Annotated in this window: 17 protein-coding genes; 12 read left to right on the top strand and 5 right to left on the bottom strand. The window is 35.7% G+C overall.

Going from position 1 to position 26322, the window contains the following annotated elements; genetic code table 11:
- Positions 1-60 precede the first annotated feature (60 nt).
- The gene (locus RMO03_RS02980; protein ID WP_309640600.1) at positions 61-294 is read left to right on the top strand and encodes a DUF6341 family protein; all 234 of its coding nucleotides are present in this window, start codon (positions 61-63) and stop codon (positions 292-294) included.
- Here the strand turns inward: RMO03_RS02980 and purD are convergent.
- On the bottom strand, positions 283-1560 hold the full coding sequence (gene purD, locus RMO03_RS02975) for a phosphoribosylamine--glycine ligase (RefSeq protein WP_309640599.1): 1278 nt from the start codon (positions 1558-1560) through the stop codon (positions 283-285). The two genes, RMO03_RS02980 and purD, sit on opposite strands and share 12 nt — an antisense overlap.
- A gap of 169 nt (positions 1561-1729) precedes the next feature.
- Between purD and RMO03_RS02970 the strand changes: the two genes are divergently transcribed.
- Together RMO03_RS02970 and RMO03_RS02965 are read left to right on the top strand one after the other, a co-directional pair.
- Entirely contained in the window at positions 1730-2599 is an 870-nt protein-coding gene (locus RMO03_RS02970; protein ID WP_309640598.1) for a hypothetical protein, read from the top strand.
- A 2-nt stretch (positions 2600-2601) separates the two neighbouring features.
- Complete coding sequence (locus tag RMO03_RS02965) at positions 2602-3909, top strand: phenylacetate--CoA ligase family protein (RefSeq protein WP_309640597.1); 1308 nt, start codon at positions 2602-2604, stop codon at positions 3907-3909.
- Here RMO03_RS02965 and RMO03_RS02960 read toward each other — a convergent pair.
- The 3 genes from RMO03_RS02960 to RMO03_RS02950 are packed head-to-tail and all read right to left on the bottom strand — an operon-like array spanning position 3906 to position 7027.
- Positions 3906-4673, bottom strand: a complete 768-nt coding sequence (locus tag RMO03_RS02960; protein WP_309640596.1) for a glycosyltransferase family 2 protein — start codon at positions 4671-4673, stop codon at positions 3906-3908. The two genes, RMO03_RS02965 and RMO03_RS02960, sit on opposite strands and share 4 nt — an antisense overlap.
- A gap of 1 nt (position 4674) precedes the next feature.
- Positions 4675-6042 carry an undecaprenyl-phosphate glucose phosphotransferase gene (locus tag RMO03_RS02955; protein WP_309640595.1) on the bottom strand — a complete coding sequence of 456 codons (1368 nt, stop codon included), beginning with the start codon at positions 6040-6042 and terminating at the stop codon, positions 4675-4677.
- A gap of 1 nt (position 6043) precedes the next feature.
- Positions 6044-7027 (bottom strand): SDR family oxidoreductase, encoded by a 984-nt coding sequence (locus RMO03_RS02950; protein WP_309640594.1) that lies wholly within the window; start codon positions 7025-7027, stop codon positions 6044-6046.
- A 468-nt stretch (positions 7028-7495) separates the two neighbouring features.
- On the opposite strand from RMO03_RS02950, the gene RMO03_RS02945 reads away from it, so the two are divergent.
- The 6 genes from RMO03_RS02945 (at position 7496) to RMO03_RS02920 (ending at position 13879) form a co-directional block, all read left to right on the top strand.
- On the top strand, positions 7496-8461 hold the full coding sequence (locus RMO03_RS02945; RefSeq protein ID WP_309640593.1) for a GDP-mannose 4,6-dehydratase: 966 nt from the start codon (positions 7496-7498) through the stop codon (positions 8459-8461).
- Positions 8462-9781 (top strand): hypothetical protein, encoded by a 1320-nt coding sequence (locus RMO03_RS02940; protein WP_309640592.1) that lies wholly within the window; start codon positions 8462-8464, stop codon positions 9779-9781.
- Positions 9782-9809: 28 nt separating this feature from the next.
- The gene (locus RMO03_RS02935) at positions 9810-10514 is read left to right on the top strand and encodes an FkbM family methyltransferase (RefSeq protein ID WP_309640591.1); all 705 of its coding nucleotides are present in this window, start codon (positions 9810-9812) and stop codon (positions 10512-10514) included.
- 127 nt (positions 10515-10641) lie between these two features.
- Positions 10642-11181: a hypothetical protein gene (locus RMO03_RS02930; protein WP_309640590.1), complete on the top strand. Its 540-nt coding sequence runs from the start codon at positions 10642-10644 to the stop codon at positions 11179-11181.
- A gap of 69 nt (positions 11182-11250) precedes the next feature.
- Positions 11251-12666, top strand: coding sequence for a hypothetical protein (locus tag RMO03_RS02925; RefSeq protein WP_309640589.1), 1416 nt, complete (start codon positions 11251-11253; stop codon positions 12664-12666).
- The gene (locus RMO03_RS02920; RefSeq protein ID WP_309640588.1) at positions 12653-13879 is read left to right on the top strand and encodes an O-antigen ligase family protein; all 1227 of its coding nucleotides are present in this window, start codon (positions 12653-12655) and stop codon (positions 13877-13879) included. The genes RMO03_RS02925 and RMO03_RS02920 overlap by 14 nt, the downstream gene beginning before the upstream one ends.
- On the opposite strand, the gene RMO03_RS02915 is transcribed toward RMO03_RS02920, so the two are convergent.
- Positions 13849-14949, bottom strand: coding sequence for a glycosyltransferase family 1 protein (locus tag RMO03_RS02915; protein WP_309640587.1), 1101 nt, complete (start codon positions 14947-14949; stop codon positions 13849-13851). The genes RMO03_RS02920 and RMO03_RS02915 overlap by 31 nt on opposite strands.
- Before the next feature lie 228 nt (positions 14950-15177).
- Here RMO03_RS02915 and RMO03_RS02910 point away from each other — a divergent pair, with 228 nt between their 5' ends.
- From RMO03_RS02910 to RMO03_RS02900, 3 genes are all read left to right on the top strand, one after another.
- Positions 15178-16410, top strand: a complete 1233-nt coding sequence (locus tag RMO03_RS02910) for a glycosyltransferase family 4 protein (protein WP_309640586.1) — start codon at positions 15178-15180, stop codon at positions 16408-16410.
- A 290-nt stretch (positions 16411-16700) separates the two neighbouring features.
- Positions 16701-20084 carry a CotH kinase family protein gene (locus RMO03_RS02905; protein WP_309640585.1) on the top strand — a complete coding sequence of 1128 codons (3384 nt, stop codon included), beginning with the start codon at positions 16701-16703 and terminating at the stop codon, positions 20082-20084.
- Positions 20085-20279: 195 nt separating this feature from the next.
- The coding region (locus RMO03_RS02900) for a putative Ig domain-containing protein (protein WP_309640584.1) at positions 20280-26322 on the top strand (6043 nt) is incomplete at its 3' end.

Genomic DNA, 26322 nt, shown 5'->3' with positions numbered 1-26322 from the left:
ATTTTATACTTTTGTGACTGTAAATATAATACTTGTTTAAAAAAAACAATACGACATATTATGAGAGCATTTTTTGAAGGAATACAATGGTTGTTTGAAAACATTTTCTTTATCCCTCAAGATTATTTGAGAGAATTAGAGTTAACCAACTGGTTTGCAGCGAATATCATCAATTGGATTTTTATGGCCATTTGTGCTTATGCCACTTGGTACTGGTGCAAACAATTGACGATGCACAAAGCCAGCGGCGAAGAAAACCAAGATACTACGGCACATTCTTTCTTAACCAAGTAAGTCGAAACCGATATCTTTTCTATAATACATCGTATCGAAATGTAATTTATTTATGTTTTGATACGATTTTTTTATGGCTTCTTGAAAATCATTTCCGTACGAAGTTACCGCTAAAACTCTTCCACCATTACTAACTACTTTCCCGTTTTCCGTTTTTGTTCCGGCATGAAAAACGATAGAATTTTCGATGCTTTCTATTCCTGAAATTACTTTCCCTTTTTCATAATCTTCAGGATAACCGCCCGAAACGACCATTACTGTTGTGGCGCTTCTGGAATCAATTTCTAGTTGAACTTCATTAAGTTTTTGATTGGCTACCGCTACAAACAATTCGACCAAATCATTCTTCAATCTTGGGATGACCACTTCGGTTTCGGGATCGCCCATTCTGACATTATATTCGATGACAATCGGTTCGCCTTTCACATTAATCAATCCGATAAAAATAAATCCTTGATAAGGAATTCCATCTTGTTGCAAACCTTGAACGGTTGGAATAACGATACGCTGTTCTATTTTTTCCATCAAAGTTGCATCTGCAAATGGCACCGGAGAAATTGCTCCCATGCCGCCTGTGTTTAAACCTGTATCGCCTTCACCTATTCGTTTGTAATCTTTTGCAGTTGGCAGTATTTTATAATTTTTGCCGTCGGTCAATACGAAGCAACTGAGTTCAATACCGTCGAGAAATTCTTCAATCACGACTTTTGAACTGGCTTCCCCAAATTTGGCATCAACTAACATATTGCGCAATTCTTGTTTGGCTTCCTTTAAATCATGAAGAATCAACACGCCTTTTCCTGCAGCTAAACCATCGGCTTTGAGCACGAATGGCGGTTGCAAAGTTTCCAAAAAGTGGCATCCTTTTTCTACGGTTTCTTTGGTGAAACTATCATACGCTGCGGTTGGAACACGATGTTTGACCATAAATTCCTTAGCGAATTCTTTGCTGCCTTCGAGTTGTGCACCGAGTTTTGATGGACCAATTACCGGAATCGATTGCAGTTTTTCATCGCTTTTAAAGAAATCGAAAATACCATGCACCAATGGATCTTCGGGGCCAACCACTACCATTTCGATGTTTTCTGCCAATACCAATTTTTTGATGGCTTCGAAATCGGTTGGACTGATGTTGACATTCGTTGCAATTGAATCCGTTCCAGCATTTCCCGGTGCTACAAAAAGTTTCGTGCAAAGCGGAGATTGAATCATTTTCCAAGCGAAAGCATGTTCTCTGCCGCCCGATCCTAAAAGTAAAATAGTCATGATATGGTGTTTAGTTGTGTTTGGCAAAAATACTGGGTTTTGAATGTTTATTGTAATTAATTTAAAAAAAATTGGTTCTTTATATGGAGCACCATTCGCGCTTGACATTTAAAAAAAAACAAAATTAAAACGATACGCTTTTTTCATACATTTGACTCAAATTATTCCTATGAATCATAATGTTAGAACTATTGTTTTCAGGTGTTTAGATTTATTACCAGACAATGTAGGACGTAAAATGCACCACCAACTTCAAAATTTATTAGAAAACAAGGTTCTTTATGTTAGAATTAAGCGAACAGAAAACACCTTTGATGAGTTTGTGAAAATTTGTGAAGCCATAAAAATAGATCTCAATCAAAAATCTATCATTGAAATTGGCTCTGGCTGGTTGCCGATATTCCCCTATTTTTTATTGTATTTAGGAAAAGTAAAAAATGTTTTTAGTTTTGATTTAAACGAGCATTATCAAAAAAAACGTATTGCCAATTTTAATTCGATTTTTTCTAAAAACTATAATACTACCATTGATGCATTATTCAATAGTAAATACAATCTTCCCGATGGCGTTCATTATTATCCCGGTGAAAACATTATAAATTCAAAGATTCCAGATGCTGACATTGTTGTTTCACGATTTGTTCTGGAGCATGTCGCCCCGAATGATATTTTTGAAATGCATCAAAAATTAAGAAATTCACTGAAAAAAGGAACCCATATTGTTCATTTTATTTCTCCAAGTGACCATCGGGCTCATGGCGACATAACGCTTTCTCTTCAAGATTTTTTGAAATATAGTAAACCAGAATGGGATGCTATTCAAACCAAATTTGATTATCACAATAGATTGCGATTGCCTCAATATCTTGACATTTTTAAATCTTTAGGATTAGAGGTTGTCTATTTGACTTTTGATACTGTAAAAGAAGGAACTGCTCAATATGATTTGTTTAAGAAAGTCAATATTCATAGTGATTACAATTCCTTTTCAACAGAAGAATTAACCGCTGGAAGTATTAACATTGTTTTAAAAATATAACCTTGAAACTTTTTGATCTCACACTAAAATTGAACGGTTTCCCACTTGAAAAAGCCAAGGGAGCATTACCCAAAATAGTGTCTTTTTCGGAAGATGAGTTTTCCGTTTATTTAGAAAATAAAAAGGATGAAATCTTGCAGTATCACCTTCAAAATAATACTTTCTACAAAAATCTCATTGACAATAAATCAATTGAAAATTGGGCCGACATTCCGGTAATGCGAAAAATTCATTTTCAAAAACCATTGCAAGAACGCTTGTCGAAAGGCTATACTAAGAAGAATGTTTACATCAATAAAACTTCTGGTTCTAGTGGTGATCCTTTTGTTTTTGCGAAAGATAAGTTCTGTCATGCGCTCATTTGGGCGAACATCATGCGCCGTTTTCATTGGTATGGCATTGATTTTAATCATTCTTTACAAGCGCGTTTTTATGGAATGCCATTGGATTTTATTGCCAATAAAAAATTACGAATTAAGGATTTTTTGAGTCATCGATATCGTTTCAATATATTTGATTTTTCGGAGGAAGCGATGTGCCGCATGCTGCGAAAATTTCAAAATACGAAATTCGATTACATCAACGGTTATACTGGGTCTATTGTTTTGCTTGCGAAGTTTTTACAAAAAAAGCAACTGTTCCTGAGTGACATTTGTCCAACTTTGAAAGTATGTATAGTTACTTCGGAAATGCTTTTTGATGATGATAAAAAATTACTTAAAGACCGTTTTAATATTCCAATAATCAACGAATATGGTAGCGCCGAATTGGACATAATCGCATTGGAAAGCCCGGAAGGTGTTTGGAGGGTGAATTCAGAAACTTTATTTGTGGAGATTTTAGACGAGCATGACCGTGTTTTGCCTTACGGTCAAGAAGGTCGCATTGTCGTGACATCGCTTTATAACAAAGCGCATCCGATGATTCGATATGAAGTCGGCGACATTGGAATTTTGGATGAAAAGAGCACGCTGCAACATCCGATTCTCAAAAAACTGATTGGCAGAACCAATGATGTGGCAGTTTTACCAAGTGGAAAAAAATCGCCAGGAATGACTTTTTATTCGATTACCAAAAAGCTTTTTGACGATGATGGCAATGTTAAGGAATTTGTGATTACACAAACCAAAACAGACACTTTTGAGATTGATTATGTCAGTGAAAATGAACTGACCGAAATTGAAATCTCGACTATAAAAAAGGTGCTCGATCAGTTCTTAGAAACGGGTTTGATTTATCATTTCAACCGAAAGGATTTTATTGAGAGAAGCAAAAGCGGGAAGTTGAAACAATTTAAATCGTTGGTTTAAACTTTCTTGATGTAGAAAGGTTTTACGAGCAATTGCATCGCTAAAAAACCAATCATACAACACAAAGAAACCACAATGTTGAAACGATAAAATACCCTATAAACATTATAATTGTGTTGCAATAATTTCATTTTTGATGCAGAAATAGAATCTTGTCTGACGCGATACAATGCCAAACTTTCGGGAATGGGTTGCGCCGTTTTTATTTTCTTTAGTACCGTGAGCCAAACCATCCAATCTTGTCGTTTTCTTAAGCTTGAAATGGGTATTTTTCCGAAAAATTGAGCGTCATAAATTCCGGTTAGGTTACCCACAAAGTTGCAAAAAAACAATTGCCAGTAATGCAACTTTAATGGTGCTTCAACCCTTTTATTTAAAGGCTTTCCTGCTTCGTCAATACATTCATAAAAAGAAAAAGAAAACGGTAAATTTTGAGTGGTTAGGAAATCAATTTGCTTTTGAAGTTTTTCGGGTTTCCATAAATCATCGGAATCTAAGAATGCAATGAATCGTCCGTTGGCTAGTGAAATAGCTTGGTTTCTGGCAACACCGGCACCCGCATTTTTGTGAAGTTTATAAAATTTTATGCGGTCGTCTGATGCTACAAAATCTAGAATAGTTTTCTGCGTATTATCTGTAGAACAGTCATCAACCACGATCATTTCCCAGTTGGAATAGGTTTGATTTTGAACCGAGCGTATCGTTTCTGCAATAAATTTTTCTGAATTGTAAGTGGGCGTAATGATGGATACTAACGCTTCCATTTTAGTAGGCTTTATCTTCGCCTTTAAAAATATTAATCACCGTTTGCACGATAATTTTTATGTCGAGCAATAAAGACCAATTTTCGATATAAAAAACATCGTATTTTATTCGGTTAATCATGTCTTCATCGGTTTCTATTTCGCCTCTGAAACCTCTTACTTGTGCCAATCCTGTAATTCCCGGTTTTACGTAATGGCGTACCATGTATTTTTTTATTCTGTTTCCGTAGGCTTTGTTTTGAGACCAAAGATGCGGACGTGGTCCTACAACCGACATGTCGCCCAATAATACATTCATAAACTGTGGCATTTCATCGATACTTGTTTTGCGAAGAAACTTTCCGATTTTTGTAACTCTGGGATCGTTCTTTGACGCTTCCGTTTCGGTCGTTTTATTGATTCTCATCGAACGGAACTTATAACAAAAAAACTCTTTTTCGTCTATTCCGGGCCTTCCTTGTTTAAAAAAAATAGGCCCTTTTGATTCCAGTTTAATTAGTAATGCCAACAGTGGCGTTATCCAAGATAAAAGCCCTATAATGACTAACGCAGAAAAAACAATATCGAAAATTCTTTTGAAAGCTTTGGTTGTAGGTTCGTGAAGCATGGTTTTTCTTAAGGAAAGTACCGGGAAAAACTCGTAGTATTCTATTTTTAGATTTTTAGAAAATATCTCTTTCGTGTCGGGAATAAATTTGATGGTCTTGCCGTTTTCATCTGCAAAATCAACTAAGTTTTTGAGCTGATCATTGGAGATTTCATTTAACGAACAATATATTTCATCTACATTATTTACAAGCACATACTCTTTCAAATCCTCTATTTTTCCTTTGATGTTTGCATTGGATTTCTTGTCTGAAAAATAACCTAAAAAACGGTAACCATAATCATTTCGTGTTTCGAAAAGTTCTTTCAATCGGATGGATTCCGGAGTATAACCAATAATTACCGCGCTTCTGAAATTACTTCCGGTAACAATTCTGTACTTTTTTAAATAATAAAAAAGAAGGTATTTAGAAATTGTAATCAACGTAAAGCTTGCCGACACAAATAAAGCAATCGCTTTTCCGCTGAACAACACTTCTTTTGAAAAAGGAAAAAAGGCAATAATAACCAACAAAAACAAAATGCCTTGTTTTACTATTTTTGACGTGATTTCTACAGGAGTTGTAAAGCGATATACTTCATAAAACTTGATAAAAAAAGCGATACAGCCCCATGCAAATGTTTGATACAACAGATAATAAAAGCAATTGATGTTTTGTTCTTTAAAGAAAAACAAACACAAAAAAGTAATCACCAATAAGTCGAAAGAAATACTTATTGGTCTAATATATTTTGAATATCTACCCGTTTGTGCTGCAGTCATACTAATGAATGTATCCCGTGAAGTCTTTGTGTTCCTCTCTTAATAATTCCTCTGATGACAACGATTTAAAATAATCATACGTGATTTTCATACCTTCGCTTCGAGACACTTTTGCTTCCCATCCTAATAATTCTTTTGCCTTTGTGGTATCGGGCTGTCTTTGAAGCGGATCATTCATCGGCAACGGATGGTAAACCACTTTCTGTTTGGTGCCTGTTAGTTTTATAATTTCATCCGCAAAATCTTTGATGGTGATTTCGTCCGGATTACCAATATTAACGGGATAGATATAATCAGAATGTAATAGCCTGAAAATTCCTTCCACTTGATCGTCAACATAACAAAATGATCGGGTTTGTGAACCATCGCCAAAAATGGTTAAATCTTCTCCGCGCAATGCCTGACCGATAAATGCCGGAATTACTCTTCCGTCATTGAGACGCATTCTTGGTCCGTAAGTATTAAAGATTCTGACAATTCTGGTTTCTACTCCATGAAAAGTATGGTATGCCATGGTAATGGATTCTTGAAACCGTTTGGCTTCGTCATAAACACCTCTTGGACCAATGGTGTTTACATTGCCATAATACTCTTCGGTTTGCGGATGCACTAAAGGATCGCCGTAGATTTCAGAAGTAGACGCTATTAATATTCTGGCTTTCTTTACGCGCGCCAAACCAAGAAGGTTGTGTGTGCCTAAAGAGCCTACTTTTAGTGTTTGAATGGGTATTTTTAAATAATCGATTGGGCTTGCCGGTGAAGCAAAATGAAGAATATAATCTAATGCTCCTGGAACATGAACGAATTTAGTGATGTCGTGATGGTAGAATTCGAAGTTTTTAAGTTTGAAAAGATGGGCTATGTTTTTTAAATCACCCGTAATAAGATTATCCATCCCAATAACAAAATACCCTTCGGCAATAAAGCGATCACACAAATGCGATCCGAGAAATCCAGCTGCGCCAGTAATTAAAATTCTTTTCATGTTGATGTTTATAATTCCTTTAACGAAGAAATTGTGATTTTCTTATATAAAAATTAACTTTTTATTTATAAGAAAAAATGATTCGAGGCGTTTCACGCGCTTTGCTTTTTTACATAGTAATTATTTCTCAAGATTATCAAGACATTATAAATCTTAACGCTTGGAAAAACACTACTAAATATTTTCGCCAAAAATAAACTTATACTTAAGAATTGCAAAAGTTTTTAGTGCAAAAGTTTTTGATTTTATTACTCGCACAAAAACAAAAATATTTTTGCTTCTTTATTCTAGAACATCAATTGTTTTTAAAAAAAATAGCTCAAATTGTTTTACTCAATAATACAAAAATAAGCTTGGTCGTTGTGTTTTTTATTTTTGCTAATGAATTACCCGCTTGTGAGATATAAATTTATCTTCGTTATCGAATAATAAAATTATATTTGCATTCATTTTTCAGTTACTTCATACATGAAATTAGCAATTATTACCGGTATCTCAGGGCAAGATGGAGCGTATTTAACAAAATTGCTATTAGAAAATCAATACAAAGTTATTGGTTTGGTTAGAAATACAGCTGCTTCCTTTAATGGGTTAAACTATTTGGGAATTCTTGATGAAGTAGAATTGATTGCTTGTGATCTTTTAGATATTACTCAGGTTACCCAAATTCTAAAGACTTACAATCCTGATGAAATATACAATTTAGCGGCACAAAGTTCAGTTTCTGAATCTTACGCGAATCCGATCGGCACATTTGAATTCAATACGATTAGTGTTTTTAATATTATTGAAGCGATTCGAAATACCAATCCTGCCATCAAATTATACCAAGCCAGCAGCAGCGAAATGTTTGGTAAAGTAGGAAAGCTTCCCATCACCGAAACGAGTCTCATTCATCCCTTAAGTCCGTATGCGATTTCAAAAGTTGCAGCGCATTATACTTGCGTGAATTACAGAGAAAGCTACGGCCTTTTTATTTGCTGTGGCATCTTATTCAACCACGAATCATATTTGAGAAGTAGTGGTTTTTTTGTCAAAAAAGTGATTCGGGAAAGTTTGGAAATTTCTCAAAACAAACGCACCAATCTTCAGGTTGGCAATATCGACATCAAACGAGATTTTGGCTATGCGCCTAAATATGTGGAAGCGATGCACTTGTTGTTGCAACAAGAAAAACCTTCGGATTATTTAATTTGCTCTGGACAATCGGTGAGTTTAAGAGACATTATTTATTATGTTTTTGATAAATTAAACATCGACAGAAGTTTGTGCGTCATCAATAAAGCATTCTACAGACCGGCCGATATTGAAGATATTTATGGCAATAACGAAAAAGCAAAAACCGAATTATCATGGCAATATGATTTAGACTTTTTTGAAGTTTTAGACCTTTTGATTGAAGAAGAGATTAGCAATGATAAAAAAAATCATTAGATGTTTTTTGAAAAAATAAAGAACAATCATTTGTTGATGAGCGGTTTTTATAAAGGCGTTTCGGGATTGTCTTTGTTTGTTTCGATTCCGCTGCTTATCACGTATTTTGGAAATGATAATTATGGCGTTTGGGTTTTGGTTTTCACACTTTTTCAATGGGTTTTGCTCATGGATTTTGGCATTCAAAGTTCCTTAAAAACAAAAATTCCGGTGCTTTTGCACAACAGTAAAATTGATTTGCTCAAAAGCTATATCAAAACCACTTATAAAATCTCATTCTATATTGCTTTAGGGATTTTCGCGCTTTTTATTCTTTTACTCTTTTTTGTTGATCTCAAATCGAGCATGAATGTGTCTTTTCACAGCCAATCGTTTGTAAACGAACTGTTCCTGATTAACATTTTTTTCTTTTGTATCAATTTCGTAGCGAACATTCATAAGTCGCTATATGTTGCTTTTTTAAAAGGAAAATATGCCGAAGAATCGTTAGCCGTAAACCAATTTGGTTTTTTGTTTTTGGTTTTTGCTGCGACGCTTTTATTTCCCAATATTTCGGTCGAAAACAAACTGATTTTAATTTCTCTTCTCAACGGCTTATTTTGCCTATTGGTTAACGTTCTGTATACGATTCGTTTTTTCAAACTTGAAAATCTGAACTTAAAAACGAATGAAAAAACACCCAACGACTTTATCAAAGAAATTCTCAAACTGGGTTCGAAATTTATGATTATTCAATTAGGGTTGATGTTTATTTTTACTTCCGATAATTATATTATTTCGAATAATTTCGGACCAAAAGATGTTGTTCCGTATGATACGGTAAACAAAATTTTCCAACTTCCCATTATGATTCTTTTTGCTGCATTGTCGCCTTTGTGGTCGGTGTTCGCGAAAGATTATATTGACAAAAATTATATCAAACTGTTGGACACTTTTAAAAAATTCAACCTTTATTTTATTGGTATTTTTCTATTTGTCATTGTAATTGCCGCGTTTTGTCCATTTATCATTTCAATATGGATTAAAGAAAAATTGGATATTCCGAATCATTTAATTCTATATATTGGAATAGCAACCGCGCTGCGGATATATGTTACTTTTTATACTTTTTTCCTAAACGGAATTGGGGAATTGAATAAATATATCCTTATTTTACTAATAAGTGTGGTTTTAAAAATACCATTAACCTATTATTTAATACATTTGGATTTTGGAATAAACAGCGTCGTTGTATCAACCCTAATCTTGATGTTGTTTTGGGTGATTTTTATTCCATACGAATGTTATATGATTGTAAACAAACTTAAAAAGAATGAATAGTTTTATCTATAAAAACAAAAGCTCATTAATGAAATTGAAAAGGGCTTTTAATGCTGCTTTTGGAATAGAAATCACAAAATACCCAACCGACGAACTTGATCGAAGAATAAAACTCATCAACCATTATCATATTGATGTCATTCTTGATATTGGTGCCAACATAGGGCAATACGGCAGCGAAATGCGAAACCTAGGTTTTAAAGGTGAAATCCTTTCTTTCGAACCGATGAAAGAAGCCTTTGGCAAACTTCAAAAAAATGCGGCTAATGATACTTTGTGGAAAGTATTTCATTACTCGATTGGCGAAAGAGACGGTCAAACGACCATTAATGTTGCCAAAAATTCTGTAAGCAGTTCCCTGCTTGAAAATTTACCTCAACTCACAGATAGCGCTCCAGAAGCTGCTTTTGTTGAAAAAGAAACGATTGAAATCAGAAAATTAGACAGCATTTTTGAAAGTTTAGGATTGATGGGGAAAAACGTATACCTCAAAATCGACACCCAAGGTTACGAAGAAATGGTGTTGCAAGGTGCCGAACAATCTTTACCACACGTGACCGGAATACAAATAGAAATGTCGTTTATTCCTTCGTATGAAGGCGCAATGACGTTTGACAAGATGAAAGCCAAACTGAATCATTTAGGATTTCATTTACTCGCACTAGAAAATGGTTTCTATGACAAAAAAACCGGAAAGCAATTAGAAATCGACGGGGTTTTTTATAGAGAATAATAATCCCACAAACACCATAAATCATTTGTTTTTAAAATAATCCTTTGCCAATCAATTATTATTGTTTTGTATTGTTACTGTCATTATTTTATTTATTTTTGCGCCATATCTCTATTTAATTAAAGCAATGAAAAAATTACTTCTTCTAAGTTTAACGCTTGTCGTTTTACTAACCGTTTCTTGTGGTTCCGACAAAAAAAACGAACCTGCTGCTGCTGAAAACTCCACCGAAAACAATGATCAAGTGGCGTTGGTTCTTGAGTTCAAAACTTTAGTCAACGATAAATTTAAAATATACTACTCTAAAGAGCCGAATGTAGAAATTGGCGGCGAGCACTTTATCGATAAATACATCTACGGTGATGACGATATGCAAAAAACAGTTTTCAAATTTCCTAAAGGTGTTTTTCCTTATAAAATCAGATTGGATGTTGGTATGAATCAAAAAGTAGAAAACATTACCATCAAAAATATCTCAGTAACTTATAAAGACAAAGTGCTTGACGGTGATGAAGGTGAATACAAAAAATTCTGGTCTCCGAACGAATGTTTGAAATTTAACGAAACCAATTTTGTTTATGATTTAGTGCCCTCAAACGGATTGAAAAGTCCTGTTTTTATGGCCAATGTTGAATTTCAGAAAAAATTGATAGCGCTTTCAAAATAAACATCAAAAGAATCAGGTTAAAGGCACTATATTAAATAGTGTCTTTTTTTTTAATAACGACTATTCAGTATGGGAAAAATTGCTTTTTTAGGTATATTTACTTTTATCTTTTTATTGCTTTTTATCTTTTTAGATGTTCCTTTTCTATTAAGATTGTCGTTTATGGTCAACTTTGCTGCGCTATGGGTTATTACCTATTATAATATTTTTATAGAGCGAAAATTTTCTCCTTTTCTGGGCACCTTTGTGGTTTTTAACTTGTTATTTTTTATTGTTGCGCCGCTAGTACAAATCAGCTACATCGTTTCGAAAGGATATAACGGAAGCGGAAAATACATACAAAACCTACCTTTTTCCGAATACTTTGCCATTCGGGGAAACCTTTATATTTTATTATTCAACGTCGTTTTCTTTTTATCTTATTTATACTTTAAAAAGAAAAATTTCAGAATCAAATCGCACTCTAAAATTTCTTATACCAACACACCATTGGTTTTGATGGTTTTGTCAGTGATCAGTTTGCTGATTATCGTAGGTAATTTTTCTACCATTATATTTCAATATCAGAATGATTTCTATAAAGAAGTAGAGCAAACATCGATTTCAAACTACTTAATCGTTCAGAAATTTTTATTTTTTATTCCACTTTCAGGATTGTTTTTGGCCCATTTCTATTTAAAAAATAAAGAAAAGTTGACTAGAAATTCTTTTGTAGTTTTTCTTTTTTTACTGGTTTTTATAGTTTTTGTTTTTGCCCTAAAAAATCCATTGACAGAAAAAAGAAATGCGCTAGGTCCTATTTATATTACACTAATCTACTTGTTCTTTAGAAAAGTTTTAGATACCAATTATAAGGTTGTACGATTTATGTTCTTCTCGATGATTCTTTTATTTCCGTTGATGTCGGTGGTAACGCACAGCCAACACTCATTGAAAGAAATGATTTCCAAGCCTAATATTCTGACTGAGAATATGAAAATGCTCGATGTCACCGATGCTTTCAATTCGTTGCACTACGACGCTTACCCCTGTTTTTTAGCAACTATTGATTACTGCGACAAAAACGGCTTAACATATGGCGAACAATTAAAACCTGTTTTTTTGTTTTTTGTTCCGCGAAATTTTTGGCATGGCAAACCCGAAGTTACGGGTTTCAAAATAGGGAATTACCTTATAGAAAGTTACGGATTCAACTTTAATAACCTTTCAAACCCTTATATTTCTGAAGGATATATCAATTTTGGACTTTTCGGAATTGTGTTATTCGCCATGATTTTGGCTTTGATTTTCGTTTGGCTAATCCGTTGGCTCGAAAGCGATGATTCTTTAAAATCGATATTCGCATTTTATTTTGCCATCTACATGATTTACTTTTTAAGAGGCGATTTGGCCAATGTATACATGCTAATCGTGTCTACGCTTTTTGCCGTAGTTTATTTTCCTAAAGTTTTGTTTGTTATAATAAACCATTATGTTAGAAAATAAAGTTTATTCGAATTTTGTGACATTTTCACTGTTCTTAAATAGTGCTGTTCTAATAATTCCAAATAAATTTAAAGCATATCCAATCCTTATTTTCTTTATTTGTTCTTTGGTTTATTACTTGAAGTCTGAAAGAAAAAACACTTATTCTTTCCAAAAAATAATCCTGATTGGTGCTTTACCATTAATTTACCTCGCCAGTTGGTTGTATTCTTTTGAATCCAACGACGCTTTTTTTAAACTCTCAACCATGGCGTCGCTGTTGGGATATCCTATCGTTTTCGGACTATTGGAATCTTCCTATTTCAGCATCCAAAAAAAACAAATTGAAACTATTTTTAAAGTTTTTGTTTTCTCAACAACTTTGTTCTGCATCGTTAGCTTTATCTATTTCTGGAGGCAGGAATTTAGTTTTTATGAAACGACAATTCACTATTTTAATCTAATCAATATTCGGCTAAGCATCTTTTCCATTCACCCGATTTATCTTGCTATCTATTTGGGGATTTCGATACTGATGTTGGTTTACTTAACACAAAGCAATCCCAAACTGTTTTTTAAAATGGCTTACCTTTTTTGGGGTTTATTTTTAGCCGTTGTCCTTGTATTGCTCATGAGAAAAGGGCCGATTATATATTTGTTGATGTCGCTTTGCTTTTTGTTAGCACATTATTTAAAAATTAAAAAAGCCATTATCGTATTAATACTCGTTTTGGCGGGTGTTGTTTTTTCTGTGAAATTTATACCTAAATATCAAAACGAAAATAGGTTTAACGAATTAACAGACAATGCTTTAAATGAAAATCCGGAATCTTCCATTGCTATCCGATACCGGGTTTATCAATGTGTGATGGAAAAAATTACTGAAAAACCATTTTTAGGTTATGGTGTGGGCAACGTCAAACGCAATTTAGATCCTTGCTATGTGAGTAAAAACCTTGATATCACCCAAAAAAACTACAACAGCCACAATCAGTTTTTTAGTGTTGTTTTAACTGCCGGACTGATTGGCTTTTGTATTTATTTATTTTCTATTTATAGTATTTTTAGAATCTTAAATCAGAAAAAATCGATCTTAGGAATCGCAATATTTGTTTTTTTTGTGTTGAACTTTCTGACCGAAAATGTTATGGAGCGTGAAAATGGAGCGCTTATTTATTCCTTTTTAATCAGCTTTTTCTTGTATCAAAGCGATGAATCATACAAGTCTGTATAAAACTCATACGTTTCTCTGCTGCTTTTTTCCCAACTGTATTTTTGCGATTCTAAAAGCCCTTTCGCAATGGTTTCTGATCTAAAAGTAGCATTCATCAATTTTTGTTTTTGATGACTAAAATCTTTGATGTCCAAATAATCCAACAAAAGCGCCGAGTCTTCCGCGACTTCACGAATCGTAGCATTGTTTAATCCTATTACCGGACAACCAGCGCGCATTGCCTCAACAACCGGAATTCCGAAACCTTCATAACTCGACGGATAGAGTAATGCCAAAGCATGATTAAATAAAATATTCAATTCTTCATTCTTTACCGATCCGATAAAAACAACCCGACTAAAGGCTTCTTTGGTAAATAATTTCACTTCATTTTCGTTCAACATGCCGCCGCCGACAACCACCAATTTCAAATCTTTATTTTCGTTGATTACCGATGCTACAAAGTCGAAATTCTTATAATTGGTCCTACCGCCAACAAACAACAAAAACCCGTTTTCGAGATGATGGTTTGTTAAAAACTGCTTCTGAGGGCCGTCTAAATTGGACGTTGGAAAATAATCATCGCTAACGCCTACATAAATAACTTCCGCTTTTTGATTCTTTCTGGTCGGGCAAAATTTCTGCAGATCTGAATAGGTGTTTTTTGATATGCATATGACGCCTTTCGATCTTTTTATCGCACTATACTTTAAATTATTGTGTATTGCTTTTTTTAAAAAGGAAGAATAATAATCGTGAATAAAATCATATACTGTGGTCACTTCAATTTTATTTTTAGCGCCTGACAAGCCTCGATAATAACTCGAATGGTAAATGAGTTTTTCATTACTTTCATAATATATGGGCAACCGTCTCGAAAGAAAAGGTACCTTGCTGTGATATGGAATAATGTGGTCTTGAGGAATGGCTAAAAGTTGTCTGTGAAAATTGGAAAGATCGTCTTTTTCTTCAAAAAATTTGACTTGATCTTGCGGTTGATTTAATACGTATTTTGACAATTCGAACCAATAATTGGAAACGCCACCATTTTTGACTTTCGAATAAATAATGTTGTCTAAAAGTATCTTCACTAAAATCTAAATTTATGCCGTTGTGATATTGTATTCAAAAACGAGATGACTAAAAAATAATGCTGCAAATATATTCTTTTTAACCGAAATTAATGTTGCTTTTTATGCATCACTCGCTAAGAATTTAAAATAAAACCAATAGCACACTATTAGATTAATTCCTTACTTTAGTCTTTATAAACACTCTAAAAAGAATATCTTTGTGCTCTTAAATTTGGCCATGCTTTCATGAAAAAAAACACAACGATTACGATCATTACGCCTTTTTATTACCCTGAAGATACGGCTATTGGTCTTTATACCACGCAATTTTCGCATTATCTTAAATCAAAAGGATATGCAGTTAAAATCATTACCGGATTCCCTAATTATCCGCAATGGAAAATTCATCCATCGTATCAGAATCATCCTGCTTATTTTACAGAAACCATCGATGGCATAGAAATCATTCGATACAAACAATACATTCCTGAAAAAGTAACCTTAAAAGGAAGGGTTTTTATGATGTTGAGTTTGCTCTATGGCACTTTGATCAATGTAAGAAAAGTCAAAAAAACAGATTTGGTCATTTGCATTGTTCCCTTCACGATTGCTATTGTACCGGCAATATTGTTGGCTAAAATCAGGAAATCAAAATTATGGATTCACATCCAAGATTTCGAATTTGATTTGGCTTTAGATTCAGGAATTGTAAAAAACAACCATTTTTTATTAAAGGCGTTCAAAAGCATCCTTACTTTTTCTGAAAGAAAACTATTAAACGCGGCAGATGTTACGAGCAGTATCAGTTTTAGTATGCTTCAAAATATCCGCGAAAAATCAAAACATCAAGACCCTTATTATTTTCCTAATTGGGTTTCTTCAGAAAAAATAAACCCAGCCAACTTTGTGCATCATCCTTTTATCAATACTAATGCATTTACGTTGCTTTACTCCGGTAATATTGGTGAAAAACAAGATTGGCTGTTGTGTGAAAAACTCTGCGAATTAATCGATGATAAAGACAATATTGAAATCGTAATTGTTGGTGACGGTGCTTATAGCAATACGCTGAGAGAACGCTTGAGCCGATTCGGGTTCGTAAAATTCTTCAATCCCGTTCCTTATGAAGCCTTGTCTGACTTATTATGTTCTGCTGATGCCCATTTTTTATTTCAAAAACAAGAGGTCATCGATACCATTATGCCTTCAAAAATACTCGGTATGATGGCTAGTGCCAAACCTTCTGTGATTTCCGGAAACACCCTGTCGGAAGTTTCAAAAATTATCAATCAATCTAATTGCGGCTATTACTTCTCGGACAATAACCCAAAAAGCATTTACGATTGTATCCTTCGTTTAAAAGAAGAACAAGGAGAAAATTCAATCGGACAAAACGCTCGTGCTTTTGTCACTACTACTTTTTCTGAGCAACAAATTTTGAACGATTTTTACAATAAAATTGAAAGTACAATGGCATAAAATCTCAACTTAAAAGATGCTTCATTTAACATTTCAGTAGCTTATGTAATATCAACGATATAGCGATTAGGGTTGATATTGCTGAAAACAATAAAGTTGGCGCTCCCAAAGAACAGGTGTTTTAAAAGACAATCATTCTTGCAATAGTCATTATTTTAACAAAAGCTCCCTTAAGATTAGATTAATTCCTGCACTTCAAAGATAATTTGCGCTTTGTATCGATAAAATATAGCTTTTTATTTACATTTATATAATTTCACAGCCTTATTAATCAATACTTTAAAAAAGTTATGAAAAAAACTACCCCGTTTTTTATCGCTTTGCTTTTATTATTCTTGTCCCAAACCATTACAAGTCAGAGCATTGTTATTAATGAAGTGCTTGCTTCCAATTCCAACATCAACCAAGACGAAGACGGTTCTTACCAAGATTGGGTAGAACTCAGAAACAATGGCGCAACATCTGTAAACCTAACCGATTTCGGATTAACCGATGATGCTACTATGCCATTTAAATGGACATTCCCAAATATATCTATCGGTGCCGGACAATACTTATTAGTGTGGTGTTCCGATAAAGACAGAGCGACTGCAGGACAACCGCTTCACACGAACTTTAAATTGAGTTCTGCCGGCGAAACGCTAACCTTGACTAATGCTTTGGGTGTTACATTAAATACCGTTACTACACCAGCCATGCTGCAAAACATTTCTTACGGACGAATTCCAAACGGAACAGGTGCGTTTATGTTTTTTAATGTTGTCACTCCAGAAGCAGCCAACGGAAGTGTAGCTTATACCGAAGCTTTATCGCCGCCAACATTTTCTCAAGATTCCGGAATATTAACTTCAGGGTTCAATTTAACTTTGTCTACAACCGTTCCCGGTGCGACAATTTTATATACGTTAGACGGTTCTGAACCACAGTTCTCTAATTTAGGAGGAACAACCTACAGTTACAAAAATCAATACCGACAATTGAATGCTTCTCAAACTTCCGGTCCATTATTGACCAACAATTTCAGAACCTATCAATACAGTGCCCCTTTAGCAATCGCTGATCGCTCACCGCTGCCTAATAAAATTGCATCTATTTCTACGACTTTTTCTTTTAATCCGACTTATATTCCTGCTGATCCTATTTTTAAAGGAACTGTAGTTCGTGCAAAATTAATCAAAGCAGGCGCATTAGATAGTCAAACTGAAACGAGAACTTATTATATTTCTCCTTTGGGAGCGAATCGTTTTACGTTACCTGTATTATCATTAAACATTGATGAAAATAAATTATTCGATTACAACGACGGGATTAGTGTTGCTGGTGTCGACTTCGAAGATTGGAGAACTGCCAACCCAACTACTGACCCAACTTACGAAGAAGGTAATGCGAATTACTACCGAAGCGGAAGAGATAACGAGAGAACTGCTAATATGACCTACTTAGTGAATGGTGTTGAAGTTTTAAATCAAGATATTGGTATCCGCATTCATGGCGGAATTTCAAGATCTACCAGAAGTAAATCCTATAATTTATATGCGCGTCCGGAATACGGAAAAGATAAAATGCATTATAATTTTTTCTCGAATTTAACAGAAAACAGCTTTGATAATTTAGTCTTAAGAAATTCCGGTGGTGATTTTATCCACACGATGTTCAGAGATGCTTTGTGCAATCGTTTGGTGCGTTCTTTAAATTGCCTTACAGAATCGTATCAGCCAACCGTTACATTCATCAACGGAGAATATAATGGTATTCTAAATCTAAATGAAAGATACGATGACAAATACTTTGCGCGTACTTTAAATATTGCTGCTACCGACTTGGATTATTTAGTAGATCAAGGTGACTCAAGCAACGGTCAAGCGGATTATGGTGATGACGTTCATTACCAAGCGATGTTGGCGTATTTAAATGCAAACAGCATGGCAACACCAGCCAATTATAATTATATCAAAACCCAATTGGATCCCGATAGTTTTAGCGATTATCACATCACAAACATTTATTTGCAAAATGTAGACTGGCCAGGAACCAATATCGAATATTGGAGAAAAAGAACTGCTGCATATACTCCTAACGCACCTTACGGTCATGATGGAAGATGGCGTTGGGCATTTCATGATTTTGACGATACTTTTGCATTACCAACAGATGATATTGCTCTTAATACATTAGCACTTGCTACCGAACCTAATGGTCCAGATTATCCTAATCCGGCTTGGTCAACTTTTATTTTACGCAAACTTTTAGTGAGTCCAACGTATAAAAATGATTTCATTAATCGTTTTGCTGATTTAATGAATACCACTTTTCTTCCTTCAAGAGTAGTGGGTATGATCGACAGTATGAAATCGGTTATTGAACCAGAAATGTTAGAACATATCAATCGTTGGAAAATGCCGGTTGAAATCGATAACTGGCAGTTTTACCTGAACCAAGAGCGTGATTTTGCCAATCAAAGACCGGCTTTCCAAAGAGATCATATTCGTTCTCAATTCGGAATTGCTTCCAATATCAACGCTACTTTGGATGTTTCCAACGTCAACGCCGGATACATCAAAATCAATACAATCGATATCAAAGTAGGTACACCTAGTATTGATACAAATCCTTATCCATGGACGGGTGTTTACTTTTCAAACATCCCTGTAACCATAAAAGCAATCGCAAATCCTGGTTATGTTTTCAGTCATTGGACAGGAATTTCATCAAGCACCAATGCTCAAATCACCATCAATTCTGGATCAAGTTTTAATCTAACAGCTGTATTCGTCCTGGATACTGTAGCAACACCGCAACCGATTTATTTCTGGATGATGAATTCAGCGATTGCGAACAACGTTCCGCTAGAAACTTTAAATACAACCTATAAATCCGGAACTGTCGATGGCGCAATTCAATACCAATCTTGTTTGGTTGGATATCCGTTCGTGTCCTCTGATGTCAATTGGAGAAAAGCTTCTATGGAAAGAAGAAACAGTCCAACAGCCATCAACTATATTCAAATCGTAAACAACGATCTTCCTTTTGCTACAAGCGATATGAAAGGTTTGCAAATTAAGGAACCTTTGGCAAACGGCAGTTTAGAAAATACAATGGTATTTAATTTTTCAACGGTCAATGAAAAAGATATCAAATTCTCTTTTGCTGCCATTAATGAATTGACCAACGCTACGGGAATTTTAGTTGATTATTCTGTAAACGCTGGAACGCCAGTTTGGCTGACTACAGGATTAGCCGCAAGCACATTGCCGCTTACCAACGCTTACCAATTATTCAACATCGACTTCACTGCAATTACCTCAGCGAATAACAATGCCAACTTTAAAGTTCGTTTGCGATTCACAGGAACAAACATGACTGCAGATACCGGTGCTCGAATTACCTTCAACAATATTGCGGTATACGGAACAGAGATCGTATTGGCTGTTGAGGAAAACTTCTCACTTCAATATGCAGTTTATCCTAATCCGGTTTCAGACGTTATCAATGTAGTGGGAATCAATACAGGTCGTATCGTAAATTATAAATTATATACGATTGATGGCAAACAAATTAAAGCCGGAACCGTTGAAAATGCACAAATCAATTTGTCTGATTTGTCTAATGGATTGTATTTACTTCAACTAGAATCTGAAGGAAGAATAGAGACTAAAAAAATCAGCAAGAAATAAACTGCTGCTAACTTCATAACCTTCTATAAGGTAGTTGTATTACACTAAATCTATAGTAATACAACTACCTTTTTTTTATTGCTTTTTAGGCGATTAGATTTAAATTTCCTTTCATCGAGTTTTTCAGTTTTGTAACGATTAAAATTAGCAGTTTCTTAAGATTAACTTAATTTTCCAGTCTTAAACCTTTACTGTATGAAAAAGACTGCTTTACTGCTATGTGCCTTTATTTTATCAAGCCTAAATCATAATACTTTGCAAGCGCAAAATATTGTTATCAATGAAATCTTAGCCTCAAATACTGCTTCAATTCAAGATGAAAACAGCTCACATCAAGATTGGATTGAATTGTATAATGCCGGAGCTTCATCAGTAAATCTTTTAGGGTTTGGTTTATCCGACGACCCATTACTTTTATACAAATGGACATTCCCCAATGTGTCTTTAGGTGCCGGACAATATTTAATAGTCTGGGCTTCTGATAAAAACCGATCAGTTGCAGGAAGTCCGTTGCATACGAACTTTAAAATCAGTGCTTCGGGCGAAAACATTTATCTGACCAATACATCAGCCGTAACCATCAATACGGTTCCTGCTGCCAGCTTGCAAGCGGATATTTCATACGGAAGATCTCCAAACGGAACTGGTCCTTACGTTTTTTTTGGAACACCTACACCTAATGCTGCCAATACAACTACCGGTTATTCGCAAGCTTTAAATCCACCTGTGTTTTCTCAAGGTTCGGGTTTTCTTACGACTGGTTTCAATTTAACCATTTCATCACCCGATGCCGGAACTACAATATTATACACCCTTGACGGATCTGAACCCGATGAAAATAATTTAAGCGGAACCACATACAACTACAAAAACCAATATCCGAAACTTCCCGGACAAGCTTTCGGTTCGTTTCTTTATAAAAATTTTAGAACCCAACAATACACCGCTCCGATTGCAATCGCAGACCGATCATCGCAAGCCAATAAAATTTCTGCGATTTCGACCACTTATGATTTTACGCCGCCTTACATTCCGAATGGCCCTATTTATAAAGGCAATATCATCCGAGCAAAAGTGATTAAACCCGGTGCTTTGTCGAGTAAAGTTGTGACTAAAAATTACTTTATTACACCTTCGGGCCCGAGTAAATATTCTATTCCCGTAATTTCATTAAGCATCGATGAAGATCAATTGTTCGATTACGAAGATGGAATTTCAGTAGCAGGAGTCGATTTCGACAATTGGAGAACCGCCAACCCCAACGAAGTACCCGATCGTGAAATCGGAAATTTCGAACGCTCGGGAGCTGCCAACGAACGCAAAGCCAACATGCATTATTTTGTCAATGGTCAGGAAATGATCAATCAAGATGTAGGCATCCGAATTCGTGGTGCTTACTCAAGAGTATATCCAAGCAAATCGTGGAATATTGCTGCGCGTTCCGATTTTGGAGACGAGAATATGTCGTACAAATTTTTCACAGATGAGTCATACACTAGCTACGAAAGGTTGAGTGCTAAAAGTGGTGGAAGTGATTTCTACAATACCATGTTCCGTGACGCACTAAACCATCAATTGGTGAAAGATTTAAGAATGGAAACCGAGACTTTTCAACCGATGGTTACCTTTATGAACGGTGAATATTGGGGGCTTCTAAACCTGCGTGAAAAATACGACAACAATTATTTCAAACAAGTTTATGATATCGATGCTGTCGATATGTTAGAAAATCAAGGGGCGATTCAAGAAGGCGATGATGTAGATTATAACAATATGTATAATTACATTTCAAGCAATACCTTCACGAGCGACACCAATTACACCTACATCCAAACCCGAATGGATACCGATAATTTTATCGATTACTTCACCACCAATATTTACGCTCAAAATAATGACTGGCCCGGAAACAACATCATCTACTGGAGAAAAAAAACCGCCGGATTTGTTGCCAATGCACCCTACGGACATGACGGAAGATGGCGCTGGGCATTACACGATATGGATAGTACTTTGGAAGATCCAACATACAATTCGTTGAGAGATGCTACTTCAACGACGGATGTAGGACCAAACCCAACATGGTCAACTTTAATCCTCAGAAAACTATTAGCCAATACCAATTTTAAAAATGATTTCATCAATCGATTTGCTGATTTGATGAATACCAACTTTCTTCCAGCAAGAACCAATGCCAGAATTGATGAAATAGCAGCGATCATTGCACCGGAAATGAATGACCAATTCTTCCGATGGAAAGCGCCTGCAGATTATGGTGACTGGCAATACCACATTGGTGAAGAAAAAACTTTTTTCAATCAAAGACCAACACAACAAAGAAACCATATTCGAACAAAATTCGGAATTTCTTCGAACATCAATGCGACTTTAAACGTTTCGAATTACAACCACGGTTACATCAAAATCAGCACAATTAATATTATTGATGGAACACCAGGCATTTCCGGAAATCCATATCCTTGGACGGGAGTTTATTTTAGCGGCATCCCATTAAAATTAAAAGCCATCGCAAAACCGGGTTACATTTTCAGCAATTGGACAGGAGCTTCTACGAGTACCAATGCAGAAATTACAATTACACCAACGGCAAACTTTTCGATTACTGCCGTGTTTATTCCCGACGGTAATGTTGATGTTACCGTACCAATTTATTTCTGGATGATGGATGGCAATATTGTGAATGGCGCGCAACTGACCGCATTAAATTCGACTTACGAATTGGCTTCAAACGGCGTAATTCAATACCAATCTTGCAACACCGGTTATCCTACAACCAACGCAGGAAAATCTTCTATGGAAAGAAGAAACCTCCCAACAACAATTAATTACAGACAAGCCGTAAACGGTAATATTCCTTACGCTTCTGCTGATATGAAAGGAATACAAATCAAACAACCATTCCAAAGTGGCGGTTTAGAGAATACGATGGTGTTTAATTTTTCAACCACGGGTTATAAAAAAATCCAGTTTTCTTTTGCCGCTATTGATGAAGGTGCCGCAAGCGCCATCGCCATCGATTATGCGGTAAACTCAGGAACGCCGGTTTGGATTACGACAGGATTGGCCGCAACATCATTACCATTGACGGCAGTTTATCAATTGTTTCAAGTTGATTTTTCTACTATAACCACCGTTGATAACAATGCGAATTTTAAAATCAGATTGCGATTTACAGGACCCAACATGACAGACGATTTGGGAAAACGTGTAACCTTCAACAACATTGCCGTTGATGGTGTCAAAATACCTTTATCTTATCTTTCACCGAATGTTTATAATGTAGGTTCAGCCATTACAAATCTGGTTCCTTCCACAACGCAAGTCATGACGAGTTATAGTGTATCGCCGAGTTTACCAACAGGTTTAACGCTCAATACATCAACAGGCGTCATTTCAGGAACACCGACAGTAGCTTCAACTATAAACACTTATATCGTTACAGGTAATTATGCAACGGGAAGCGCATCGTTCGATTTAAAAATTACGATTACTGACGGAGCACCCAATTCCTTAAGTTATGCGTCTCCAAATGTCTATACCAGAAATACGGGAATTTCAGATTTAGAACCTACTTCTTCGGGTGGAGCCGTAGTGAGTTATAGCATTAATCCTGCTTTACCAACAGGTTTAAATTTTAATACAACAACCGGTATCATTTCGGGAATTCCAACCGTAGTTACTCCTATGGCAACTTATACCGTTACAGCAACGAATTCCGGCGGTAGCACATCATTTGGAATTGTTATTACCGTGAAAGATATCGCGCCAAGTGGGCTCGCTTATAATTCACCCAATGTGTTTATTAAAAACATGCTTATTGCTGATTTGAGTCCAACGAATTCCGGTGGAACTGTAGTCAGTTATAATATTTCGCCGACTTTGCCAACGGGTTTGAGTTTTAATACGACAACGGGTGTCATTTCGGGAACGCCTACAGTGGTTAGTGCATCGGCGACCTATACTGTGACGGCGACCAATACAGGTGGTTCGACTACGTTTGGTGTTGTGATTCGAGTGAATGATACCCCACCAAGTAATTTGAGTTATAACACACCTAATGTATTTACCAAAGGAACGGCAATTTCTAATTTAAATCCAACTGTTACTGGTGCTGTGACAAGTTATAGTATTACGCCGAGTTTGTCAACCGGATTGACTTTTAATACATCAACAGGAAGAATTTCAGGAACACCAACTGCCATTCGTGTTTTGACAACTTATACCGTTACGGCAACAAATTCTGGTGGTTCTTCAACTTTTGATGTAGTGATTACCGTGAATGACATTGCGCCAAACGGTTTGAGTTATACTTCGCCCAATGTGTTTACAATAGGAACGGCGATTTCGAGTTTAAATCCAACTGTTTCAGGTGGTGCTGTTACAAATTATAGCATTACGCCGAGTTTATCGACTGGATTGACTTTCAATACAACGACAGGAAGAATTTCAGGAACACCAACTGCCATTCGCGCTTTAACAACTTATACCGTTACGGCAACAAATTCTGGCGGTTCTACAACTTTCGATGTTGTCATCACTGTGAATGATATTGCGCCAAACGGTTTGAGTTATACTTCTCCGAATACATATATCAAAAACACAACAATATCGAGTTTAAATCCAACCGTTTCCGGAGGAGCCGTTATTAGTTATAGTATTACGCCAAGTTTGCCTTTAGGATTATCTTTCGATACGACAACAGGAGAAATTTTCGGAACACCTACAGCAGTTAGTGCTTCGACAACTTATACCGTTACGGCAACCAATTCAGGTGGCTTTACTTCGTTTGGTGTTGTGATTCGAGTGAATGATGCCCCGCCAAGTAATTTGAGTTATAACACGCCTAATGTATTTACAAAAGGGACGGCGATTTCGAGTTTAAATCCATCGATTTCGGGTGGTGCTGTGACAAGTTATAGTATAACGCCAAGTTTGTCAACCGGATTGACTTTCAATACGGCAACAGGAGCAATTTCCGGAACGCCAACGGTAATTTCAAGTGCGACAACTTACTCCGTAACGGCGAACAATTCTGGTGGTTCTACAACTTTTGACGTCGTGATTACCGTGAATGATATTGCGCCAAGTGGTTTGAGTTATACTTCTCCGAATGTGTTTACGAAGGGTGCTTTAATTGCTAGTTTGTTTCCAACTATTTCAGGAAGCGTTATCGATTATAGCATCACTCCAAGTTTGCCTTTAGGGCTGAATTTCAATACGGCAACAGGTGCAATTTCAGGGACGCCAACCGTGATTACAAGTGCCACAACTTACACCGTAACAGCGAACAATTCCGGTGGTTCTATAACTTTCGATTTAGTGATTACAGTAAATGACATCGCGCCTAGTGCATTAAGTTATAATTCACCAAATGTTTTTACTAAAGGAACTGCTATTGCAAGCCTTAATCCAAGTATTTCGGGCGGCACAGTTACAGGTTATAGCATTACTCCTACTTTATCAACTGGTTTAAATTTTAATACTGCAACAGGTAGAATTTCTGGAACGCCAACAGTTATTTCTAATACAACAACTTATACAGTAACCGCTACAAACTCCGGTGGTTCAATAACTTTCGATTTGGTGATTACTGTGAATGATATCGCGCCTAGTGCATTAACTTATAATTCACCCAATGTGTTTACAAAAGGAACGGCGATTTCGAGTTTAAATCCATCGATTTCGAGTGGTGCTGTGACAAGTTATAGCATTACGCCGAGTTTGCCTTTGGGATTGACTTTCAATACATCAACAGGAAGAATTTCAGGAACACCAACAGTTATTTCTAATACAACAACTTATACAGTAACCGCTACAAACTCGGGCGGCTCTATAACTTTCGATTTAGTAATTACTGTGAATGATGTGGCACCTAGTGCGTTGAGTTATACTTCACAAAACGTGTTTACCAATGGAACTTCAATTGTTAGTTTGTTTCCAATTGTTTCAGGAAGCGTTATCGATTATAGCATTACACCAAGTTTGCCTTTAGGGTTGAATTTCGATACGGCAACTGGAGCAATTTCTGGAACGCCAACCGTGATTTCAAGTGTGACAACTTACACCGTAACAGCGAACAATTCCGGTGGTTCTACAACTTTCGATTTAGTAATTACTGTGAATGATCTTAAGCCAAGTGACTTAAATTATAACACTCCAAATGTGTTTACTAAAGACGCAGCAATCTCGAATCTAAATCCAAGTGTTTCTGGTGGAA

The sequence above is a fragment of the Flavobacterium sp. genome, assembly GCF_031411595.1.
Lineage (GTDB): Bacteria > Bacteroidota > Bacteroidia > Flavobacteriales > Flavobacteriaceae > Flavobacterium.
This window is presented reverse-complemented; position numbering and strand designations above follow the sequence as displayed.

Bases quoted from the DNA above. Each gene is read 5' to 3' on its own strand.
- RMO03_RS02980 (WP_309640600.1), top strand. From the start codon at position 61: ATGAGAGCATTTTTTGAAGGAATACAATGGTTGTTTGAAAACATTTTC.
- purD (WP_309640599.1), bottom strand. From the start codon at position 1,560: ATGACTATTTTACTTTTAGGATCGGGCGGCAGAGAACATGCTTTCGCT.
- RMO03_RS02970 (WP_309640598.1), top strand. From the start codon at position 1,730: ATGAATCATAATGTTAGAACTATTGTTTTCAGGTGTTTAGATTTATTA.
- RMO03_RS02960 (WP_309640596.1), bottom strand. From the start codon at position 4,673: ATGGAAGCGTTAGTATCCATCATTACGCCCACTTACAATTCAGAAAAA.
- RMO03_RS02955 (WP_309640595.1), bottom strand. From the start codon at position 6,042: ATGACTGCAGCACAAACGGGTAGATATTCAAAATATATTAGACCAATA.
- RMO03_RS02950 (WP_309640594.1), bottom strand. From the start codon at position 7,027: ATGAAAAGAATTTTAATTACTGGCGCAGCTGGATTTCTCGGATCGCAT.
- RMO03_RS02945 (WP_309640593.1), top strand. From the start codon at position 7,496: ATGAAATTAGCAATTATTACCGGTATCTCAGGGCAAGATGGAGCGTAT.
- RMO03_RS02940 (WP_309640592.1), top strand. From the start codon at position 8,462: ATGTTTTTTGAAAAAATAAAGAACAATCATTTGTTGATGAGCGGTTTT.
- RMO03_RS02935 (WP_309640591.1), top strand. From the start codon at position 9,810: ATGAAATTGAAAAGGGCTTTTAATGCTGCTTTTGGAATAGAAATCACA.
- RMO03_RS02930 (WP_309640590.1), top strand. From the start codon at position 10,642: ATGAAAAAATTACTTCTTCTAAGTTTAACGCTTGTCGTTTTACTAACC.
- RMO03_RS02925 (WP_309640589.1), top strand. From the start codon at position 11,251: ATGGGAAAAATTGCTTTTTTAGGTATATTTACTTTTATCTTTTTATTG.
- RMO03_RS02920 (WP_309640588.1), top strand. From the start codon at position 12,653: ATGTTAGAAAATAAAGTTTATTCGAATTTTGTGACATTTTCACTGTTC.
- RMO03_RS02910 (WP_309640586.1), top strand. From the start codon at position 15,178: ATGAAAAAAAACACAACGATTACGATCATTACGCCTTTTTATTACCCT.
- RMO03_RS02905 (WP_309640585.1), top strand. From the start codon at position 16,701: ATGAAAAAAACTACCCCGTTTTTTATCGCTTTGCTTTTATTATTCTTG.